Source organism: Bifidobacterium sp. POST2/T3 (B1) (assembly GCF_058197115.1).
In genome coordinates this window covers 1-2944 of record NZ_JBVPQK010000328.1, presented here as the reverse complement: position 1 = coordinate 2944, position 2944 = coordinate 1, and the positions used below count along the sequence as shown (strand labels likewise).

Genomic DNA, 2944 nt, shown 5'->3' with positions numbered 1-2944 from the left:
CTGCGCGCACCCCTGAGCAGCTGCCGGCCCTCCTGGCCGCTGCCCATCTGGAACTGAGCGACGAGGATATGCAGACCTTGGACCAGGTCAGCGACAAGGTCAAGGGCTGATCTGCAAACTTCACTGCCCGCTGCACGGCCAAGTGTGCCACAAGCGGACACCCAGCCAGGCAGGTCGAACGGAAAAGGGCTTCCATCTGATACAGGGTGGAAGCCCTTTTGTACAGCTACGATCAGGCCTTGACCAAATCGACCTGCGGCTGATCCAGATCGCCGGCGTTGACGATCAGGCTGGTGGCCAGGGTCTCTTGGGCGATCAAATCACTGAACTGCTGGGCCTTGGGGGCATCCTCCCCGGGCAGGGTCAGGGTCAGCTGAATCCGGTCGGCGATGTCCAGCCCGGCGGTCTTCCGGGCATCCTGAACCTGGCGTATCAGATCCCGGGCATAACCTTCAGCCAGAAGATCGCTATCCAGCTGGATGTCGAGGATGACGAAGCCACCGGTGGGCAGGGCTGCAGAGGCCGATCGATCGGCCTGGGAGTCGTCCTCCTGCTCGATCCGATTGTCCAGTTCGTATTCACCTGGCTCCAAGGCCACCGGTCCGTCGGGGGTAGTGACGACCACATGGCCGTCCTGCTCAGACCAGTCGCCCTGCTTTGAGGCCCGGATGACGAACTGGACCTGCTTGCCTAGTCGGGGTCCGGCCGCACGGGCATTGACCTTGAGATCGTGGATGATTCGCAGGCCATGCTGGCCGGCCTGGTCCAGGGTGCAGAACTCCACATCCTTGATGTTGAGCTCGGACTTGAGCACGTCCACATAGGAACGGGCCGCATCGGGGTCACGAACCACCACGGTCAACCGAGACAGGGGCTGGCGGACGCGGATCTGCTCGGCCTTGCGCAGGGCCAGTGTGGCCGAAACCACCTCGCGGACCTTCTCCATGGCGGCTACCAGGGCAGGATCGTCGCACAGGACCTGTCCCAGCTGGGTCTCCTTCCCTGTTGCCTCGTCGGCCAAGAAGGGCCAGTCGGCCAGATGTACCGACTCACCGCCGGTCAGCCCTCGCCAGATCTGCTCGGCTTCCATGGGCGCCAGCGGGGCCAGAACACGGGCAAAGGCCTCCAGGACTGTGTAGAGGGTGTCGAAAGCCTGGTGATCCTCGCTCCAAAAGCGGTCGCGGTTGTTGCGGATGTACCAATTGGTCAGCACATCGATGAAGTCAGTCACCGCATCGCAGGCTTCCGAGATGGCGAAGTCGTCCAAGGCCTTCTGCACCGACTGGATCAGCCGACGGGTCCGTGCCAGCAGGAAGCGATCCATCTCCGGCAGGTCGGCCACACGGTCCGGTGTCAGCGCCTGGGCCTGGTAGCCGGCGCCCTTGTTGGCCGCATTGGCATAGAGCGTGTAGAAGTAGTATGAGCTCCAGACCGGCAGCATGACCTGACGGACCGTGTCGCGAATACCATCGGCGGTGACGACCAGGTTGCCGCCGCGCAGGATGGAAGAGCTCATCAGGAACCAACGCATGGCATCGGATCCGTACTTGTCGAAGACCTCATTCACGTCCGGATAGTTACGCAGGTGCTTGCTCATCTTCTGTCCGTCGGAGCCCAGGACGATGCCATGGCAGATTACGTTCTTGAAGGCCGGCCGGTCGAAGAGGGCTGTGGACATGATGTGCATGGTGTAGAACCAACCGCGGGTCTGGCCGATGTACTCCACCACAAAATCGCAGGGATCCCTGTCTTCGAAATACTGCTTGTTTTCGAAGGGGTAGTGGAACTGGGCGAAGGGCATGGAGCCTGACTCGAACCAGCAATCCAGCACATCGGTGATTCTGTGCATGGTGGACTTGCCGGTCGGGTCGTCGGGGTTGGGCCTGGTCAGCTGGTCGATCCAGGGCCGATGCATGTTGATCTGCCCCTTGTCATCGGTCGGGTAACGGCCGAAGTCCTGCTTGAGCTCATCCAGGGACCCATAGACATCCACCCGAGGGTACTTGGGATCGTCCGAGACCCAGACCGGAATGGGCGAGCCCCAGAACCTGTTGCGGGAGATGGACCAGTCGCGGGCATTGGCCAGCCATTTGCCGAACTGGCCGTCCTTGACGTTTCCGGGGATCCAGTTGATCTGCTGGTTAAGCTCCAGCAGACGGTCCTTGATCTTGGTCACGGAGACGAACCAGCTGGAAACCGGCTTGTAGATCAGCGGGGTACCGCAACGCCAGCAGTGGGGGTAGGAGTGGACGTAGCTCTTCTCCTGGAAGAGGATGGCCCGATGCTCGGCTGGGATCTGTGCCAGGGGGCCGTCGCCCGCGCGCAGATTGCGGACGATGGGCATGTTGGCTTCGAAGGCCTGCAGGCCCTGGTAGTCCGGGCACTGTTCGGTGAAGACGGCCCCAGCATCGAGCACATCCACGCTGCGGATGCCCTTGGCGTTCAGGGTGTTCATATCGTCCTCGCCATAGGGAGCCTGGTGGACCAGGCCGGTGCCCTCCACAGTGTCGACGTAGTCGGCCGTGTAAATGGTATAGGCATTGGGGCCGGGGGTGCCGCCCTCGGATTCGGCTTGCTCTCCGGCGAAGTAGGGAAAGACCGGCCAGTACCGCCAGCCTTCCATCTGGGACCCCTTGAGGGTGCGGACCACCTGGTAGCCCTCCCCCAGCTGCTTGGCGTAGTCGCCCAGACGGGCCGTGGCGATGTAGAAGCGCTTGCCGGCATAGGGCCCAGACACCGGGCTGACCTCCGAGTACTCGATGTCAGCGCCGACCACGATGGCCAGGTTGGTGGGGACAGTCCAAGGGGTTGTGGTCCAGAAGACCGCATAGGCATCCTCGTCCCTGAGCTTGACGGCCACGGAAACAGTGGTGTCCTGCCGGTCCTGATAGACATCGGCATCCATGCGCAGCTCGTGGTTGGACAGCGGGGTCTGGTCCTTCCA

General features: G+C 62.3%; 1 protein-coding gene. It reads right to left on the bottom strand.

Translation table 11 applies throughout. From position 1 onward, the window contains the following. Positions 1 to 232: 232 nt before the first annotated feature. On the bottom strand, positions 233 to 2944 hold a 2712-nt coding region (gene ileS, locus AC0AP0_RS11150), incomplete at its 5' end, for a mupirocin-resistant isoleucine--tRNA ligase (RefSeq protein WP_490430514.1).